Source organism: Streptomyces sp. NBC_01006 (assembly GCF_045162725.1).
In the GTDB taxonomy this organism is placed as follows: Bacteria; Actinomycetota; Actinomycetes; order Streptomycetales; family Streptomycetaceae; genus Streptomyces.
In genome coordinates, this window is sequence record NZ_CP108700.1 from 2,609,059 (window position 1) to 2,624,649 (window position 15,591).

11 protein-coding genes are annotated in these 15,591 nt (G+C 72.6%); 6 read left to right on the forward strand and 5 right to left on the reverse strand.

Annotated features, from left to right (window positions below; translation table 11 throughout):
• Positions 1-77 precede the first annotated feature (77 nt).
• Complete coding sequence (locus OG509_RS11830) at positions 78-1,250, forward strand: sensor histidine kinase (protein ID WP_406187543.1); 1,173 nt, start codon at positions 78-80, stop codon at positions 1,248-1,250.
• A gap of 4 nt (positions 1,251-1,254) precedes the next feature.
• Here the strand turns inward: OG509_RS11830 and OG509_RS11835 are convergent, their stop codons facing one another.
• The 5 genes from OG509_RS11835 to OG509_RS11855 all read right to left on the reverse strand — a co-directional run bounded on the left by OG509_RS11835 (position 1,255) and on the right by OG509_RS11855 (position 8,012).
• A complete protein-coding gene (locus OG509_RS11835; RefSeq protein WP_406182306.1) occupies positions 1,255-2,100 on the reverse strand; it encodes an endo alpha-1,4 polygalactosaminidase in 846 nt (281 codons plus the stop codon).
• On the reverse strand, positions 2,097-2,744 hold the full coding sequence (locus OG509_RS11840; RefSeq protein ID WP_406187545.1) for a spherulation-specific family 4 protein: 648 nt from the start codon (positions 2,742-2,744) through the stop codon (positions 2,097-2,099). Before OG509_RS11840 ends, OG509_RS11835 begins: the two co-directional genes overlap by 4 nt.
• 84 nt (positions 2,745-2,828) lie before the next feature.
• Positions 2,829-4,367 (reverse strand): hypothetical protein, encoded by a 1,539-nt coding sequence (locus OG509_RS11845; RefSeq protein ID WP_406182308.1) that lies wholly within the window; start codon positions 4,365-4,367, stop codon positions 2,829-2,831.
• Entirely contained in the window at positions 4,364-5,878 is a 1,515-nt protein-coding gene (gene pelF / locus OG509_RS11850; protein ID WP_406182309.1) for a GT4 family glycosyltransferase PelF, read from the reverse strand. Before pelF ends, OG509_RS11845 begins: the two co-directional genes overlap by 4 nt.
• 106 nt (positions 5,879-5,984) lie before the next feature.
• Entirely contained in the window at positions 5,985-8,012 is a 2,028-nt protein-coding gene (locus tag OG509_RS11855; protein WP_406182310.1) for a hypothetical protein, read from the reverse strand.
• Between the two features lie 346 nt (positions 8,013-8,358).
• Between OG509_RS11855 and OG509_RS11860 the strand changes: the two genes are divergently transcribed.
• From OG509_RS11860 to OG509_RS11880, 5 genes are all read left to right on the forward strand, one after another.
• The gene (locus tag OG509_RS11860; protein WP_406182312.1) at positions 8,359-9,918 is read left to right on the forward strand and encodes a leucyl aminopeptidase; all 1,560 of its coding nucleotides are present in this window, start codon (positions 8,359-8,361) and stop codon (positions 9,916-9,918) included.
• A gap of 300 nt (positions 9,919-10,218) precedes the next feature.
• Positions 10,219-11,607 carry a dihydrolipoyl dehydrogenase gene (lpdA, locus tag OG509_RS11865; RefSeq protein ID WP_385576679.1) on the forward strand — a complete coding sequence of 463 codons (1,389 nt, stop codon included), beginning with the start codon at positions 10,219-10,221 and terminating at the stop codon, positions 11,605-11,607.
• Between the two features lie 57 nt (positions 11,608-11,664).
• Positions 11,665-13,413, forward strand: coding sequence for a 2-oxoglutarate dehydrogenase, E2 component, dihydrolipoamide succinyltransferase (gene sucB / locus OG509_RS11870; protein ID WP_406182314.1), 1,749 nt, complete (start codon positions 11,665-11,667; stop codon positions 13,411-13,413).
• 115 nt (positions 13,414-13,528) lie between these two features.
• A complete protein-coding gene (locus OG509_RS11875; RefSeq protein ID WP_406182316.1) occupies positions 13,529-14,854 on the forward strand; it encodes an esterase/lipase family protein in 1,326 nt (441 codons plus the stop codon).
• Between the two features lie 109 nt (positions 14,855-14,963).
• Entirely contained in the window at positions 14,964-15,587 is a 624-nt protein-coding gene (locus OG509_RS11880) for a GntR family transcriptional regulator (protein WP_030156168.1), read from the forward strand.
• The last annotated feature ends 4 nt before the right edge of the window (positions 15,588-15,591 follow it).

Below are 15,591 nucleotides of genomic sequence, written 5' to 3' on the forward strand. Positions count from 1 at the left end.
CCCGCGCCGCCCGGAGCAGGCCGTACCGTATCGGGGTGACGACAGACCTCGGGCCGTTCGCCCCCACCCGGCAGTGGATGCGGGCCCATCCGCTCGCCACCGATGCCGTCCTCGCGCTCGGGGCGCTCGTCTCCATGGTCGTCGGCTCCTTCGCCGATCCGCACGGCCCGCACGGTCCCACCTTCGGGACCCAGACCCCCGAGCCGCTCTCCCTGCTGCTGATGGTGCTGGGCGCGGCCGCGCTGGTGTTCCGGCGCCGGCACACCCGCACCGTACTGGCCGTGACCATCGGGCTGTGCCTGCTGGAGCTGGCCACCGGCGAGCCGCGGGCCCCCGTCGCCATGTCCACGGTGATCGCCCTGTACACGCTGGCCTCCCGTACCGACCGGCCCACCACCTGGCGGATCGCCCTGCTCACGATGGCGGGGCTGACGGGCGTGGCCATGCTGGCCGGCCCGCTGCCCTGGTACGCGCAGGAGAACATCGGCATCTTCGCCTGGACCGGGATGGCCGCGGCCGCCGGCGACGCCGTGCGCAGCCGGCGGGCGTTCATCGACGCCATACGGGAGCGGGCCGAACGGGCCGAGCGGACCCGCGAGGAGGAGGCCCGGCGGCGGGTCGCCGAGGAGCGGCTGCGGATCGCCCGGGACCTGCACGACGTGGTGGCCCACCACATCGCCCTGGTCAACGTGCAGGCGGGGGTGGCCGCGCACGTCATGGACCGGCGTCCCGACCAGGCCAAGGAGGCCCTGGCCCACGTACGGGACGCGAGCCGCTCGGCGCTGAACGAGCTGCGGGCGACGGTCGGTCTGCTGCGGCAGTCCGGCGACCCGGAGGCGCCGACCGAACCGGCGCCGGGGCTGGCCGTCCTGGACGAGCTGGTGGAAACCTTCCGGCACGCCGGACTGCCGGTGAAGGTGATGGTCGAGCTGGGCCGGGAGCGGGATCCGCTGCCGGCCGCCGTGGACCTGGCGGCGTACCGGGTGATCCAGGAGGCGCTGACCAACGTGCGCAAGCACGCCGGGCCCGAGGTCCGGGCCGAGGTCAGCGTGGTCCGGGTCGACGCCTCGGTGGAGGTGACCGTGCTGGACGACGGCGGCACCGCCGCGGCCGGGGAGGACGACGGCGAGGGCGGGGGCCACGGGCTGCTCGGCATGCGCGAGCGGGCCACGGCCCTGGGCGGCTCCTGCTTCGCCGGGCCCCGGTTCGGCGGCGGCTACCGGGTGCACGCCGTACTCCCTGTCACCTGATCGTTCAGTCGCCCGGCGGGCAGAACTGCCGCCAGGCGTCCAGTTCGTACTTCTTCTGCAGCGAGCTGAGCTTCAGTTCCTGCGACTGCCCGCACCACTGGCCGATCCGGTTCTCGTACTCCACGTGGAAGACGGCCTTGCCCGCCGTGATGAACGGGGTGAGCCGCTCGCACTCCTCGTACTGGGCGCACTGCTCGTTGACGGCGAAGTCGAAGTCCCCCACCAGCTGCGGGATCTGGTCGAGGTCGTTCTTCAGCCCGACCGCCAGCCCCCGGTCGTGCGCCAGCTTCGCGATCAGCCGGTTGTACGCCAGCTGGTCCTCGGCGGTGAGCGGGAAGCCCGAGGTGTTGCGGTAGCCGTCCATGTTGTCCGGCTCCACCGCGTCGAAGCCCTTCTCGCGGCACATGTCGAACCGCTTCGCCATCAGCGGCTCCAGCTCGGCGAGCCGCCGGATGTCCAGCCAGCGCTCGCCCTCCCAGCCGTTGCCCTCGCCGAGCAGCGCCTTGGGGAAGGCCTCGGCGTCGGGGCGGAACTCCTCCCAGGCGCCGGTGGACAGGTAGCAGACCGTCCGCCGGCCGGCCTTCTTGAGCCCGTCGACCTGCGCCTTGGTGGTGTTGAACCCGTCGACGTCGTACACCGCCGCCTTCACCGAGGTGTCCAGCTTCCCGGTGAGCTGCCACTGCCAGCTGACCTCGGGCCTGGGCTGCCAGCGCTCCCCCGGCGCCGGGGCGGGCGACAGGTCTTCCGGCTCGTCCGGCCGCTCGGTGGTACAGGCGGCCAGCAGGAGCAGCAGGGCGAACGGCAGGACGCGGCCGCGCCCCACCGCCCCACGACGCGGCGGGCGGGTCATCCGGCGGCCTCCAGGGCATACGGGAGGGTGCCCCACGGGTGCGCGCCGGTCCCGGGGACCGCGCAGTGCACCCCGGCCCCCCGCTGCCGGGCGAGCTCGGCGGCGGGCGCGCCCGGCGGGACCGCGTACACGAGGTGGCAGAACCGCTGGGCGGGGTGGTCGGCCGTCCAGGGCGGCACCGACACGTCCCGGTAGGCGTCCCAGGGTCCCTCGAAAGTGACCAGCAGATCGGCGAGTTCGGCGTAGTCGGGGTGCGGGTGGACCCCGTGGTTGAGGACGACGGTACGGGCTCCGGCGGCCCGGGCGGCGATGCCGAGCCGCCCGTAGTGGGAGAGCAGCGCCGGATCGGCGGAGGCCTGGTCGAGGAAGGCCCCGTCGGCGCCGTACCAGTCGCGGTGGCGCAGCAGGTCCTGCACCACGGCGGAGTGCGGGCGCCGCCCGTAGTCGGTGTCGGTGTACCCGAGGACGGGCACCCCGGCGTCGCGCAGCCGCTGCGCCACGGCGGCGAACCGCTCGTCGGGGGCCTCGCCCGGCCCGCTGGCGGGGTTGAGGACCACGGAGTGCAGCCGGCCGGCGGAGCGGATCAGCCGCTCCCAGTCCTCGGGCCGGTCCGCGGGGTGCTCGTAGAGGGGCACCAGCAGCATCGGGACCTTCTTCTTGTACGGGGTCACGTTGTACCAACTCACGTTGTACGAGGACGTTGTACGCGATCAACGGCATCGGCGGGATCAGCGGTGAGCCGTCGCGCGGCCCAGCAGCAGACAGACGAGCGCACCCAGCACGGCCGCGGCCGCGCCCGCCACCACCAGCTGGACCAGCCGCGGCTGCCCCAGCCCCAGCAGCAGCGCCAGGCTCTGGGCGAGCGCCGCCGAGGCGCAGACCACGGCCGCGGGCCGGACCGCCCCGAAGGACTGGAGCAGCAGCCCGGTCCACATGACGGCGCCGAGCAGCAGCAGGGTCGCGGCCCGGATTCCGGTCAGGCCGGGGGCGCCGGGCCAGAGCAGGGTGCCGGCCAGCCCGAGGGCCAGCAGCACCCCCAGGTACGCGGCGAGGCAGCGGCCCAGGGTGCCGAGCATCCGCAGCCAGAACTGCCGGGGCGAGCGGGCCGCCCGCAGCCCGGCCAGGCTCCCGCTGCGGAACCGGTGCAGCAGCCATTCGGCGGGCCCCATGCTGAGGGTGAGCGCCACCGCCGAGGGGGCGGCGACGGCCTCGGCGGGACCCCCGGCGAGCACCTCCCCCAGGGCCGCGTACAGCACCAGCAGGCCGGTGCCGAGGCCGAACATCCCGTACGGCACGGAGTCCCCGATCCGGGGTCCGCGCGGGCCGTACTCCTCCTCGGCGCCCCGCAGCATCCGCCAGCGCACCGGGCCCTCGCCGTGCCGGTGTCCGGCCCGGTCCCGGATCCGGCGCACGCCGGCCCGTACGCCCTCGGCCACCGGCAGCTCCCGTACGGCGAGGGTGCAGGCGGCCAGCAGCGACGCCACCAGCAGGCCCACCCGTACGCGCACGGGCAGGTCGGTGAAGAGCGCGAGCAGCGCCCCCGCGGCCATCGGACCGAGCGCGGCGAGCAGCACCCGCTCCCGGCCGAGGACCAACAGCACGGTGGCGGCGCCCACGTACAGCGCCTGGCCGGCGGCGAACGCGTAACTGAACGGCGGCCCGCCGGGCACGGTCAGCGCGGCGGCGATGCCGAGCAGGGCGCCGACGGGGGCCCCGACGAGCAGGGTCCGCCCGGCGGCGGCCCGGTCGCCGAGGCCCAGCCAGGTGTAGGCGCGGTGGGACAGGGTCTGGTCCCACACCCAGCCGATGAGCGCCCCGGCGAGCAGGGTCAGCGTCCCGGCGGGGAGCCCGAGCCGGTCCTTGGGGCCCTCCAGCAGGGGGGCGCCGAGGACGTAGGCGAGCCCGGGCAGCGCGAAGACGACCCCGCGCAGCAGGCAGGCGGTGAGGGAGACCTTCCAGGGGTCGGGGACGTGCTCCGGCTCCGGGAAGGCGCGGGGCACGCGGGCGTAGAGCTCCTCGGCGAGGCCGAAGGAGTCGTGGCGGCCGTAGGTGAGCCGGATGTGCTCGTCGGTCATCCCGTCGGATTCGAGGACGGCGGCGATCTCGTCGGGGTGGACGGCCGCCGCGATCAACCCGTCGAGGCGTTCGGCGAGTCGGTCCATGGGGTCGCCGGCCGGGCCGGGGTCCCCCGGCCCGGTGCGGCGGGGCCGGGGGATGGCCGGGAGGGTGTCGCCGCCGGGGACGCGCAGCCAGAGGGATCCGCTCACCACAGGCTCCCGTCGGCGGCGAGTTCGCGGTACCAGGGGTCGGCGAGCCGCTGCGTCCAGTCGCCGCCCGCGCGGACGGGCAGGACGGGCTGGCCGGCGAGTTCGCGGTAGATGTGCCGGAAGCCGTCCACGGACTGGTGGAGCGTGAACTTCTCGACGACCCGTTTGCGGGAGCGGCGGCCCAGTTCGGCCCGGCGTTCGTCGTCGCGGAGCAGGGCGAGGGCGGCGCGGGCCATGGTCTCCGGTTCGCGCGGCGGGACCACGAGCCCGGTGTCGCCGACGGCCTCCCGCACCCCGCCGACGTCGGTGGAGACGGTGGTGCGGCCGCAGGACATGGCCTCGATGATGCTGAAGGGGAAGCCCTCGCTGATGCTGGAGAGCATGACGATGCTGCCCGCCGCGTAGGCCTGCGCGACCTGCTCGATGCGGCCCTCGTACGAGATCCCGTCGGCCACGCCGAGTTCGGCGCCGAGTTCCTCCAGGCGCAGCTTGTACTCCTCGCAGCCGGCCGGGACCGGGCCGAACAGGCGCAGCCGCAGGGCGGGCAGCTCCTCGCGCATGAACGCGTAGGCCCGGATGAGGGTTTCGAGGTCCTTGATCGGGTCGATGCGCCCGCACCAGCTGAGGGTGGGCACCTCGGGTTCGGGTCCGGCGTCGGGGAAGGCGTACGGGTCGACGCCGTTGTAGACCGTGCGGATGCGGTCGGGGGCGGCGCCGCCGCGCTCCTCCCAGCGGCGGTTGTACTGGTTGCACGGGGTGATGAGGTCGGCCTGCCGGTAGCCCTCGGTGTTGAGCTCCCGGTAGAAGCCGAGCAGCAGGGCCTTGACGGGCCAGCGCTGCTCGGCGGTGCGGTAGCCGAGGTAGCGCTCGCGCAGGTAGATGCCGTGCTCGGTGAGGAGGAAGGGCACCTTGTCGAGGTACTTGGCGGCGAGGGCCGGGAGGGTGGCGAGCCCGCTGCTGACCGAGTGCGCGACGCTGTCGGGCGGGATCCGTACGGACAGCGGCCGCAGCGCGTGCTCGATCAGGTCGGTGGCGGTGAGCGCGTCGTGGACGGTGGGCTGCGCGGCGGCGGTGGGCAGGCCCGGGCGGGTCCACACGGCCATCAGCAGGCGCAGGACCGTTTCGGAGCGCAGGGCCGGGGCGAGGCGGCCGGCCCGGGCGAGGAGGGCGAGTTCGTGCAGGGCTTCGGAGAACCCGCCCTGGGTGGGGTCGAGCAGGGAGTGCAGGAAGGTTTCGTACGTTGCCGTGAACCGGCGGTGCGCCTTGCCCCGCAGGGGCGAGCGGCGGCCGCGGCCGGGCACCGGTCCCCAGAGCGGGACGATGGTGTGCCGGTAGACGTTGCGGGGCAGCTCCCACGTGACCGGCTCGCGTCCGGAGCCGGTCAGGGCTATGACGTTGAAGTCGACCTCCGGCATCCCGCGTAGCAGCTGGTCGCACCAGGTGCTGACTCCCCCGTGGACGTGCGGATAGGTGCCTTCGGTGAGCATGGTGACGTGACGCCCATGGCTCATGTGCTGTGTCCCCCCAGGACGGAAAAGGGGCCGGCGCCCGTGTGCGGAGCGCCGGCGCTGGGTGGTACCCGGTGGCGAAGCCGGACAGTGGTCAGCCGGACAGTGGTCAGCTGGGCAGCTTGAGGGTGACCGCGCTCTGCAGCAGCTCGGGCGCGGTCCACGCCGAGCGGCTGCCCGCGTAGGCGGTGCCGAAGTCGGCGGCGCCCAGCAGGAGCTGCTTCTTCGTGCCGTTGGGCGCGGTCACCGGGGCGACGACGCCCGAGGGCGCCTTGACGGTGACGGCGGTGCCGATGCGGTAGGCGGTGACCTGGTTGTTGGCGATGGCCTTGTCCCAGGCGGCCCGGCGGCTGAGCTCGACGCCGGTGTCCTTCATGCTCTGGTTCACGATGGGGGCGCTGGGCGCGTAGAGCGCGCGGTAGGTGTCGAGGACCTGGTTGAGCACCGGGTAGAGGGTGCGGTCCTCGGCGAGGTTGGACTGGTGGACGTAGTGCGGACGCGGGTCGTTGGCCAGGACGTGGCGCAGGGCCGTCCGCGCCTCGGCGGGGACGATGTAGTCCAGGTAGCCGGTGCTGGTGTTCAGCGGGGCCGGGAGGCAGGTGGAGGTCCCGGGGTTGTCCTCGCAGACCCCGCTGCCGCCGTCGGCGCGGCTGGTGTAGATCCAGTTGTACTCGTCGGCCATCTCCGCGTTGGTGCCCGTGTTGTAGTACACGTTCATCGGGTAGCGGGGGACGGTCAGGGCGGCGCCGACGGCGCGCTGCGCGGGTTCGCGCGAGCTGTCGCTGCCCGCCCACTTGACCCCGTTGTCGGCGAGCGCGCCCGCCAGGTTGGGGTTGTCCTGGGCCTGCTGAGGCAGGGTCTTGAGGCCGGAGTGCTCGCCGGTGACGAGCTCGGTGCGGTCGGTGGTGATGCCCTTGGCGGCGGCCCAGTTGTTGTTGTCGCGGATCTGGGCGGAGATGTCGGCCCGGCTCATCCAGTTGACGGCGCCCGCGGCGTTCTTCGTACAGGTCCACGGGACGGCGGTGGTGTCCTGGACGCAGCCGAGGAAGGGGTGCGTGTACGTGTGGTTCATCCAGCGGTACTTGGCCCGGTCGGCGACGAGCTGCGCGGTGAGGGCGTCGGTGCCGCCGTTCTCGGTCTTCCACTCCTCGCCGGCTCCGGCGTTGAAGAGGAGGTCGAGTTTGAAGTTCTTGCTCGTCTGCCACTGCGCCGCGTACTGGGCGTCGGCGGCGGTCATCCGGATGGTGCTCTCCTTGCCCTCGCCACCCGCGCAGGCGTAATCGCCGGGCGTGCAGTTGAGCTCCTTGCTCCAGCGGGCGTCCGGGGCGAAGACGTCGTCGACGTGGACCGCGAAGTAGTTGCGCTCCTGGCCGAGGTGGACCCCCTGGGTGAGCCAGTCGACGATGCCGCGGGCCAGCAGCCGGAACTGCTGCTGGTACTGGTTGTAGCCGAAGGTGACGACCAGTTCGCTGCGCCCGTCGTGCGCGTATTCGCCGACGAGGGAGGCCCGGCCGCCGGCGACGGGTGCGTCGAGGTAGCTGGTGTAGCCGGCCCGCGGCTTGCCCATGAACCCGTAGCTCTCGGGTACCAGGGCGGAGTTGTCCTCGAAGGCCACCTGGCCGCCGAGGTAGTTGAAGGGGCCCGCCTTGCCGGCGGCGGTGACGGCGGCCTGCGTGCCGTCGAGCTGCCCGCTGTAGCCGCCGTTGTCGGTGTACTCAAGGCCGACGCCCGGGTGGGCCCAGGTGTACGCGTCGACCTGGCGGATGCCGTACGTCGTCTCGTACGCGCTGAGCGCGGCCATCTCGGCCGAGCCCTCGCCGAACGGGTTCTCGTTCGGCAGCACGACGCCCTGGTACTTGGCGCGCGGCCGGCCGTCGACGGTGTCGCTGAGGAACCCGGCGTTGATCACCGGGCGCCCGGCGCTGCCCAGGGCAACCCTGGTGTAGGGGACTCCGGTGTCCCGGAGTTCCGCGGTGATGGCCTCGACCGAGCTGCCGCCGTCGTCGACGACGAGCACCTTCAGGTCGATGCGCGGTGTCACGGCCGCGTGCGCGGTCGTGGCGGGCAGTGCCACGGACATCAGCGCTGCCACCCCCATCGCGGCGGCAGCCCTGTTCATCCGGTTCTTGTTGACCATTTCGGCCTTTCCCCCCGCAGGCATCACTCGACTACGGCCCTATGGCGGTCGGCCGGGCCGAGGAGGCTCTGTGGAAATCATGCAAAGGGACCCCGCGTCCCCTTGCGAGAGTGGGTCGAGTCTCTCGGACCTCGTCAGGTCCAAGGGGCAAACCTGGGGCGGAAACCACGGATGGGTGAATCTCCCGGCGTCTTGATCGAACAACTTGCCAAACCTTCGAGTGCCGTGCGGACGAGCCGGTACGCGTAGGCTCATTTCTGGCGGCCGTCGGGCCGGAATACGATCGCTGCGGATGGCCGGCCACCCACTCGGCCCACAACACAAACGGAAGCGAGACTTCACCACCGTGACTGCTCTGACTCTCAGCACTGCCGGCGCGGCGACGCTGCGCGCCGACGCCCTCGTGGTCGGCGTGGCGAAGGGCCCCAAGGGCCCGGTCGTCGCCGCGGGCGCCGAGGCCGTGGACAAGGCGTACGACGGAAAGCTCGCCGCCGTGCTCGACGCACTCGGCGCCTCGGGCGCCGAAGGCGAGACCACCAAGCTGCCGGCGCCGGACGGCCTGAAGGTCCCGGTCGTGCTGGCGGTCGGACTCGGCCCCGTCCCCGAGAAGGACGAGTCGTTCGACGAGGAGGCCCTGCGCCGCGCCGCCGGCGCCGCCGCCCGCGCGCTGCACGGCACCAAGAAGGCCGCCTTCGCCCTCCCGCTGGAGGACGCCTCCGCCGTCACCGCCGTCGCCGAGGGCGCGCTGCTGGGCGCGTACGCCTTCACCGCCTACCAGGGCGGCGAGAAGAAGGCCGGCAAGGGCGGCAAAGACGCCAAGGACACCGACAAGAACGGCGGCCCGAAGCAGCCGCTCGCCGAGGTGGTCCTGCTGGGTGCCAAGCCGCGCGACAAGGAGCACAAGGCCGCCGTCGAGCGCGCCTCGGTCGTCGCGACCGAGGTCAACATCGCCCGCGACCTGATCAACACCCCGCCGAACGACCTCACCCCCGAGGCCTTCGCCGCCGTCGCGTCCGCGACCGCCAAGGAGCACGGGATCAAGGTCCAGGTCCTGGACGAGAAGGCGCTGACCAAGGGCGGCTTCGGCGGGATCATGGGCGTCGGCAAGGGCTCCGAGAACCCGCCGCGCCTGGTGAAGATCGCCTACACCCACCCCGACGCGGAGAAGCACCTCGCCTTCGTCGGCAAGGGCATCACCTACGACTCGGGCGGCATCTCCCTGAAGCCGGCCGGGCACAACGAGACGATGAAGTGCGACATGTCCGGCGCCGCCGCCGTGTTCACCTCCGTCGTGGCCGTGGCCAAGCTGGGCCTCCCGGTCAACGTCACCGGCTGGCTCGCGCTCGCCGAGAACATGCCGTCGGGCTCCGCCACCCGCCCCGGCGACGTGCTGCGCATGTACAGCGGCAAGACCGTCGAGGTCCTGAACACCGACGCCGAGGGCCGCCTGGTCCTGGGCGACGCGCTGACCAAGGCCTCCGAGGAGAACCCGGACGCGATCGTCGACGTCGCCACCCTGACCGGCGCGATGGTGCTGGCCCTGGGCAACCGGACCTTCGGGATCATGGCCAACGACGACGCCTTCCGCACCTCGATCCACGAGATCGCCGAGGAGGTCGGCGAGGCCTCCTGGCCGATGCCGCTCCCCGCCGACCTGCGCAAGGGCATGGAGTCCCCCACCGCGGACATCGCGAACATGGGCGAGCGCATGGGCGGCGGCCTGGTGGCCGGCCTCTTCCTCCAGGAGTTCGTGGGCGAGGGCATCACCTGGGCTCACCTCGACATCGCGGGCCCGGCCTTCCACGAGGGCGCCCCGTACGGCTACACCCCCAAGGGCGGCACCGGCTCGGCCGTGCGCACCCTGGTGCGGCTGGCCGAGCGTACGGCCACCGGCGACCTGGGCTGACACAGCCCCGCAGCGCCGTCTGTGACATGTCTCAAGCCTTGATCACACACTCGATCAAGGCTTGAGGCATGTTCACTGACAACGAAATCCGTAGGTTTCTACGCACCGGTAACCCTTACTTCGGGCAGAACGACCTGCCACATCCTGGGCCCGGCGTCCCGCGTTCCCCCGACAAATGCGAAGATGGGTTCTCGGCAGGACAGGGCCCCCACCACAGGGCCGAACAACTAGCGGCCGATTACCAGCCGCCGCCCGGTCACAGAGGACCGGTGCCCGGCGCACATGCATGGAGGACGTGACGTGGCGAACGACGCCAGCACCGTTTTCGACCTAGTGATCCTCGGCGGTGGCAGTGGCGGTTACGCCGCGGCTCTGCGCGCATCCCAGCTGGGTCTGGACGTTGCCCTGATCGAGAAGAACAAGCTCGGCGGCACCTGCCTGCACAACGGCTGCATCCCCACGAAGGCACTGCTCCACGCGGGCGAGATCGCGGACCAGGCGCGCGAAGCCGCCCAGTTCGGCGTGAAGGCCACCTTCGAGGGCATCGACATCGCGGGCGTGCAGAAGTACAAGGACGAGGTCATCTCGGGCCTGTACAAGGGCCTGCAGGGCCTGGTCGCCTCCCGCAAGGTGACGTACATCGAGGGTGAGGGCCGCCTTTCCTCGCCGACCTCCGTCGACGTGAACGGCCAGCGCATCCAGGGCCGCCACGTCCTGCTGGCGACCGGCTCCGTGCCGAAGTCGCTGCCGGGCCTGCAGATCGACGGCAACCGCATCATCTCCTCGGACCACGCGCTGGTCCTGGACCGCGTCCCCGAGTCGGCGATCGTCCTGGGCGGCGGCGTCATCGGCGTCGAGTTCGCCTCGGCGTGGAAGTCCTTCGGCTCCGACATCACCGTGATCGAGGGCCTCAAGCACCTCGTCCCGGTCGAGGACGAGAACAGCTCGAAGCTGCTGGAGCGCGCCTTCCGCAAGCGCGGCATCAAGTTCAACCTGGGCACCTTCTTCGACAAGGCCGAGTACACCGAGAACGGCGTACGGGTCACCCTCGCGGACGGCAAGACCTTCGAGGCCGAGGTGCTGCTGGTCGCCGTCGGCCGCGGCCCGGTCTCCCAGGGCCTGGGCTACGAGGAGCAGGGCGTCGCGATGGACCGCGGCTACGTCCTGGTCGACGAGTACATGCAGACCAACGTGGAGACGATCTCGGCCGTCGGCGACCTTGTCCCGACCCTGCAGCTCGCGCACGTCGGCTTCGCCGAGGGCATCCTCGTCGCGGAGCGTCTGGCCGGTCTGAAGACCGTCCCGATCGACTACGACGGTGTTCCGCGCGTCACGTACTGCCACCCCGAGGTCGCCTCCGTCGGCATCACCGAGGCCAAGGCCAAGGAGATCTACGGCGCGGACAAGGTCGTGGCCCTGAAGTACAACCTGGCGGGCAACGGCAAGAGCAAGATCCTTAAGACCGCGGGCGAGATCAAGCTCGTCCAGGTCAAGGACGGTGCCGTGGTCGGCGTCCACATGGTCGGTGACCGGATGGGCGAGCAGGTCGGAGAGGCCCAGCTGATCTACAACTGGGAGGCTCTGCCGGCCGAGGTCGCGCAGCTCATCCACGCGCACCCGACCCAGAACGAAGCGCTCGGCGAGGCCCACCTGGCCCTGGCCGGCAAGCCGCTTCACTCCCACGACTAATCCACAGTCACGGGCGCGACGACCACTTCCGCACTTTCGTAAGGAGCAACTGAAACCATGTCGGTTTCCGTAACCCTTCCGGCGCTCGGCGAGAGCGTCACCGAGGGAACTGTCACCCGCTGGCTGAAGGCCGAGGGCGAGCGCGTCGAGGCCGACGAGCCGCTGCTCGAGGTCTCGACCGACAAGGTCGACACCGAGATCCCGTCGCCCGTCTCCGGCATCCTGGCCTCCATCAAGGTCGCCGAGGACGAGACCGTCGAGGTCGGCGCCGAGCTGGCCGTCATCGACGACGGCTCCGGCGCGCCGGCTGCCGCCGAGGCCGAGACCGTCGTGGCCGAGGTTCCGGTCGCCGCTCCGGCTCCGGTCGCCGAGGCCCCCGCGGCTCCGGCCCCGGTGGCCGAGGCTCCGGCCGCCGCCGCTGCGCCCGCCGCCTCCGGCACGGACGTCGTTCTCCCCGCCCTGGGCGAGAGCGTCACCGAGGGCACCGTCACCCGCTGGCTGAAGCAGGTCGGCGAGTCCGTCGAGGCCGACGAGCCGCTGCTCGAGGTCTCCACGGACAAGGTCGACACCGAGATCCCCGCGCCGGTCTCCGGCACCCTGCTGGAGATCCGGATCAACGAGGACGAGACCGCCGAGGTCGGCACCGTCCTGGCCGTCATCGGCGCCGCCGGTGCCGCTCCGGCCGCCGCCCCGGCCCCGGTCGCGGCTGCCCCGGTCGCCGCTCCGGCTCCGGTCGCCGCCGCCCCGGTCGCCGCTCCGGCTCCGGTCGTGGCCGCCCCGGCCGCTGCCGCTCCGGTCGCCGCCCCGGCCCCGGTCGCCGCTCCGGCCCCCGTGGCCGCTCCGGCTCCGGTCGCCGCCCCGGTCTCCGCCGGTGACGAGGGCGCGTACGTGACCCCGCTGGTGCGCAAGCTCGCCTCGGAGTCCGGCGTCAACCTGGCCTCGGTCTCGGGCACCGGCGTCGGTGGCCGTATCCGCAAGCAGGACGTCCTGGCCGCCGCCGAGGCCGCCAAGGCCGCCGCTGCCGCCCCGGCTCCGGCCGCGGCCGCCGCTCCCGCCGCCAAGGCCCCGGCCGCCGCGGTGTCCGAGCTGCGCGGTCAGACCGTCAAGATGACCCGCATGCGCAAGGTCATCGGCGACAACATGATGAAGGCCCTGCACTCGCAGGCTCAGCTCAGCTCCGTGGTCGAGGTGGACATCACCAAGATCATGAAGCTGCGCGAGCAGGCCAAGGGCTCCTTCCTGGCCCGCGAGGGCGTCAAGCTCTCGCCGATGCCGTTCTTCGTCAAGGCCGCCGCCCAGGCGCTGAAGGCCCACGCGGTCGTCAACGCCCGGATCAACGACGACGAGGGCACCATCACCTACTTCGACTCGGAGAACATCGGCATCGCCGTGGACTCCGAGAAGGGCCTGATGACCCCGGTCATCAAGGGTGCCGGTGACCTCAACCTGGCGGGCATCTCCAAGGCCACGGCCGACCTGGCCGCCAAGGTCCGCGGCAACAAGATCACGCCGGACGAGCTGTCGGGCGCGACCTTCACCATCAGCAACACCGGTTCGCGCGGTGCGCTGTTCGACACCGTGATCGTGCCCCCGAACCAGGTCGCCATCCTGGGCATCGGTGCCACGGTCAAGCGCCCGATGGTCATCGAGACCCCCGAGGGCACCGTCATCGGCGTCCGCGACATGACGTACCTGACCCTGTCCTACGACCACCGCCTGGTGGACGGCGCGGACGCGGCCCGGTACCTCTCGGCTGTCAAGGCGATCCTCGAGGCCGGCGAGTTCGAGGTCGAGCTCGGCCTCTGAGGCCCAGGCCCCACTGCGCACGACTCGCACGGCGCCCCCGCCCGGAACCACTTCGGGCGGGGGCGCCGTCGTCATACCCTGGTGGGTCCATGTGTGACATCTCGGGGGGCTGCGTATGGCACGGACACAGGTGACGGATCTCGTCGTGGTACTGCCGGGGATCCTGGGCAGCCGGCTGGCGGACGCCGACGGCAGAGCGGTCTGGGACCTGTCCGGCCCGGCCCTCTTACGCGGCCTGCGCGGCTTCGGCCGCTCCATGGGCGCCCTGCGCCTCCCGAAGGACATCGGCGACGGCGACCCGGGCGACGGGGTCGTCCCCGTGGGCCTGATGCCCGATCTGCACGCCCTGCCGGGCATCTGGCACCCGGTGGACGGCTACACGGACCTGCTGCGCTGGCTGGAACGCCATTTCACCCTGTCCGTATCGGACAACCTCCTCACGTTCCCGTACGACTGGCGGCTGTCCTGCCGCCACGGCGCGGAGCGGCTGAAGGGCCGGATCGACCTGGAGCTGGAGCGCTGGCGGGCCTCGGCCCCCGAGCGCCGTGAGGCCCGGGTGGTCTTCCTCTGCCACGGCATGGGCGGGCTCGTGGCCCGGCACTACGTGGAACGCCTCGGCGGGCACGGGATCACCCGCCGCGTGATCACCCTGGGCACCCCGCACCGGGGCTCCGTACGGGCCCTGGCCGACCTGGTGGGGAGCGGGCACAGCGCGGGCCCCGACCTCGGCCCCTTCGCCCGCAGCCTGCCGTCCCTGCACCAGCTGGCCCCCGACTACGCCTGCGTGGAGGGCCCGGACGGGCTCGCGCACCTCCGCGACCTGCCGGGGCTGCCGGGCGTGGACGAGGCGCTGCTCGCGGACGCGGCCCGCTTCCACTCCGACCTGCGCGGCGCCCCGCCGCGGGCCGGGCTGTACGAGATCGCCGGCACGGGCCAGCCCACGGCGACGACCGCGAGGTACGCCGGGGGCCGCCTGGTCCTCCTCACGGGGGGCGACGGCGACGGCGACGGGACGGTCCCCCGCCTCGGCGGGGCCGGCGGGCCCGGTACCCCGTACGCGTCGTGCACCCCGTACGAGCAGCACGGCTCGCTCCAGAACAACCGGGCCGTACGGGAGGCCCTGCGCGGCCTCCTGGGCGACGGGCCCCTGCTCCCCGGGGACGCCGCTGTCACCGACCCGGCCGCCCGGCTGGGGGTGCAGGTGCCGCCCGTACTGCCCGCGGGGGTCCCGTACGAGGTCACGGTCACTGCCCCCGACGACGTGCGGCTGCTCATGGCGGAGCTCCGCCCGGCCGACGGCGGCCGTCCGGTGGCCCGCGCCCTGCGGAGCTTGGGCGGCGGCCGCTACGGCGTCTCGTTCCCGCCGCCCGAACCGGGCGCGTACCGGCTGTCGGTGGGTCCGGTCACGGCCCTGAGCGTGATCCGGCGCAGCGCCTTGTAACCAGCCTCACCCAACGGCCCTGACCAGGAACGCATCCCCGCGGCCCACTCCGCCGTATTGTCTACGCATCGAAGCGATGCGCGGCCCCACAGGAGATGAAGCCCCGATGATCACCCCACCCGTCGTGCACTCGCTGCGCGAGCAGATCCGCGAGCACATCGTGGAGGGGATCGTCAGCGGACGCTGGAAGCCCGGCGAGCGGATCGTCGAGCGCCGGATCGCCGTGGAGCTGGAGGTCAGCCAGACGCCCGTGCGCGAGGCCCTGCGCGAGCTGGAGACGCTGCGGCTGATCGAGTCGGCACCGAACAAGGGCGTGCGCGTACGGAACCTGTCGGCGGCCGACCTGGAGGAGATCTACCCGGTCCGGGCCGGCCTGGAGCAGATCGCGGCCGAACTGGCCGCGCCGCGGCTGGCGGCGGACTGCTCGGCGCTGGAGCCGCACGTGGCGGCGCTGTGGGAGGCCGACCGGACGGAGGACGGTACCGCGCAGGTGCGGCACACCGTCGGCTTCCACCGGGAGCTGGTGCGGGCGGCCGGGAACAGCGTGCTGCTGCACACCTGGGAGAGCCTGGGCATCGAGGTCTTCACGGCCCTGTCCATCCGCTGGCTGGGAACCGTCCAGAAGTCGTACGCGGAGGAGCACGCGGCCCTCGTGGAGGCGTTCCGCAGTCAGGATCCGGACATCGGGGTGCTCGTGAAGCGCCACGTCCTGGGGTGTGCGCCCCGCGCCTGACGGG

What these genes read in the sequence shown, in the direction of transcription:
- OG509_RS11875 (WP_406182316.1), top strand. Translation starts at nt 13,529, where the DNA reads ATGGCACGGACACAGGTGACGGATCTCGTCGTGGTACTGCCGGGGATC.
- sucB (WP_406182314.1), top strand. Translation starts at nt 11,665, where the DNA reads ATGTCGGTTTCCGTAACCCTTCCGGCGCTCGGCGAGAGCGTCACCGAG.
- OG509_RS11835 (WP_406182306.1), bottom strand. Translation starts at nt 2,100, where the DNA reads ATGACCCGCCCGCCGCGTCGTGGGGCGGTGGGGCGCGGCCGCGTCCTG.
- OG509_RS11840 (WP_406187545.1), bottom strand. Translation starts at nt 2,744, where the DNA reads ATGCTGCTGGTGCCCCTCTACGAGCACCCCGCGGACCGGCCCGAGGAC.
- OG509_RS11830 (WP_406187543.1), top strand. Translation starts at nt 78, where the DNA reads ATGCGGGCCCATCCGCTCGCCACCGATGCCGTCCTCGCGCTCGGGGCG.
- OG509_RS11855 (WP_406182310.1), bottom strand. Translation starts at nt 8,012, where the DNA reads ATGGTCAACAAGAACCGGATGAACAGGGCTGCCGCCGCGATGGGGGTG.
- pelF (WP_406182309.1), bottom strand. Translation starts at nt 5,878, where the DNA reads ATGAGCCATGGGCGTCACGTCACCATGCTCACCGAAGGCACCTATCCG.